The 2543-nt window shown below is 30.4% G+C and carries 4 protein-coding genes; 2 read left to right on the top strand and 2 right to left on the bottom strand.

All coding sequences use genetic code 11. From position 1 onward, the window contains the following. Positions 1 to 64 precede the first annotated feature (64 nt). Positions 65 to 196 carry a hypothetical protein gene (locus ACJMLB_RS02040; protein ID WP_405323208.1) on the bottom strand — a complete coding sequence of 44 codons (132 nt, stop codon included), beginning with the start codon at positions 194 to 196 and terminating at the stop codon, positions 65 to 67. A gap of 150 nt (positions 197 to 346) precedes the next feature. On the opposite strand from ACJMLB_RS02040, the gene ACJMLB_RS02035 reads away from it, so the two are divergent. Both ACJMLB_RS02035 and ACJMLB_RS02030 read left to right on the top strand, forming a co-directional pair. Next, positions 347 to 829 carry a transposase gene (locus tag ACJMLB_RS02035; RefSeq protein ID WP_405323206.1) on the top strand — a complete coding sequence of 161 codons (483 nt, stop codon included), beginning with the start codon at positions 347 to 349 and terminating at the stop codon, positions 827 to 829. Between the two features lie 248 nt (positions 830 to 1077). Beyond that, complete coding sequence (locus ACJMLB_RS02030) at positions 1078 to 1659, top strand: transposase (RefSeq protein ID WP_405323203.1); 582 nt, start codon at positions 1078 to 1080, stop codon at positions 1657 to 1659. Positions 1660 to 1802: 143 nt separating this feature from the next. Here the strand turns inward: ACJMLB_RS02030 and ACJMLB_RS02025 are convergent. After that, positions 1803 to 2543: TCP-1/cpn60 chaperonin family protein (locus ACJMLB_RS02025; RefSeq protein ID WP_405323201.1), on the bottom strand; the 741-nt coding region annotated here is incomplete at its 5' end.

Genomic DNA, 2543 nt, shown 5'->3' with positions numbered 1-2543 from the left:
TATTAAATTAAATAGCCTATTTAAAGATTAAATAGGTTATTACTCGATTTACCAAACTTCTTTTCTACAAGTTCACCCTCATTATTATCATTGGACGTTCAAGACTCCAAATAGTATTATTAATATTAATCCAACCATCCTCATCATCAGAGTCAACACTACCAGAACCACTATTTAACAAATCCTTCAAAGCCACAAAAACATCACCTCCACCCATGTTAATTGTTCCATGTTAACAGTATATAGAAACAATAAGAAAATCAAGGAAAAAAATATACTTCATGTAAAAAGGGATTGTATAGTAACTTACCAAACTTTTAATATATACGAATACATATATAATAATATGGTTAGAAAAAGTAAAATTAATGTTGGTAAAAATACTAATTTAACAGAAATTAGAACTGAACTAAGTAAATATAAACATATTATACGTTATTATGAACGATTAATAGCAATGGAGTATATATTAGAAGGAAATAACATTGCACAAGCTGCTAAATTCATTAATGTGGATTATCAAACAGTACATAGATGGGCTAAAATATGTGAAGAAAAAGGAATTGAAGGTTTAAAACCTAATTTTGGTGGAGGAAGACCTTCTAAATTAAATTTTGAACAATTAGTTCAACTAGATCAATATATACAAGAAAATAAAGGCATGACACAAACAGATGTATTGCATTATATTGAAGAGCAATTCAATGTAAAATACAGTTTAAAACAAATTGGGGTTTTAATCAAAGGATTAGGTTATAATTACAACAAAGCATATCCAAGATTCTCTAAGACTCCATCTGATGCTGAAGAACAATTAAAAAAAACTTAATCGAACATAGCGTTACTCAAAATGATATTATAGTATTATTTGACGAATCATCATTCCAAAACCTACCAAATACAATTAGAACATTATCAAAAAAAGGAAAAAAGAATATACAAATTGTTTCACCCTACAAATTTAAAATAAACGCTACAGGATCATTAACCATAAATGGTAACTCTAGTTTAACAACAACACATTCATCAACTGGACCAGAAATAGCTTTAGCATTCATAAACCTTAGAATAGCAAATATGAAAAATAAAAACAATAAACAGATTATGGAAAATATTTTAAATGAAATAGATTTATCCGAAGAAGAAATAAATGAAGGATTAATCTCAAAAAACTTACTAAACACACAGTTCATTGAAAAAATAGAAAAAACATTACATAAATACGAAAAAGAAACTACTGATGTAATCGCCAGAATAGTAGGAAAACACTGCAAAAGCGCATCATTAGATAATATTTCTAAAAGAAGATTAGAACAACGTGAAATAATACTTGAATCATTAAACACTGACCAAATAAAAGAAATTAATAATAATGAAGAAAGAATTTGTCTTGTGTTAGATAATTACAGTACGCATAAATCCAAGTTTATAAAAGAAATAGCAGAAATTCTTAATATAACCCTAATATATTTACCGCCTTATTCTCCACACTTAAATCCGATAGAACAAATATGGAGAATATTAAAAAGAAGAACAAAACAATATTTTCTAGAATCTAAAGAATTCCTAGAAGAATTGATAATAAAACTCTACGATGAAATTATAGAAAATAATAATGTCATAGATGAATGGTACGAAACATATATCCCAAAAGTTTAGTAAGTTACTATAAAATAAAATTAAAAAAAAAGTAATCCATGAGAAGTATCATGGATTTCCCCTAATACAATTAATACTTTAGACTAGATTCTAATAGTTTAATTTATAGGTAATTTAACATTGAATGATAGGATTTAACCTACTTACATTGGAGGCATTCCGCCCATTCCATCCATACCTTGAGCTGCTGCTACGTCTCCTTGACTGGATGATGCAATTACGTCGTCAATTCTTAAAATCATTTCAGCTGCTTCTGCTGCAGATTGAATTGCTTGTTTTTTAACTCTTTGAGGTTCGATAACTCCAGCTTCTTTCATGTCAGTTACTCCACCTTCAAATACATTTAATCCCATGTAAATTGAATTTTCGTGTGCTGCTCTTAAGTCTACTAAAGAATCGATACTGTCAAGACCTGCGTTTTCTGCGAGTGTTCTAGGAACTACTTCTAATGCTTCTGCGAATGCCATTACAGCTAATTGTTCTCTTCCGCTGATGGTTTCTGCGTAGTCTTTTAAACCTTTTGCGATTGCAATTTCAGGTGCTCCTCCACCAACTACTACTTTACCATCTTCAACTGTAGATGCTACTACACCGATTGCGTCTTCTACTGCTCTTTCGATTTCATCTACAACGTGGCTGGTTGAACCTCTTAATAATAAGGTTACTGCTTTAGGATCTTTGCATTCTTTTACGAAGATCATATCGTCACCGGATACTTTGTCTTCTACTACTGAACCTGCTTCTCCTAAATCATCTGCTGTTAAGTCTTGGATGTTTGTAACGATTTTTGCACCGGTTGCTTTTGCTAATTTTTCCATGTCGGATTTTTTAACTCTTCTGGTTGCAATGATTCCTGCTTTAGCTAAGTAGTGTTGTGCTAAGTC

It is taken from the genome of Methanobrevibacter sp. (assembly GCF_045114555.1).
Lineage (GTDB): Archaea > Methanobacteriota > Methanobacteria > Methanobacteriales > Methanobacteriaceae > Methanobrevibacter.
The sequence above is the reverse complement of the archived record's forward strand: the minus strand, read 5'-3'. Positions and strand labels throughout refer to the sequence as shown.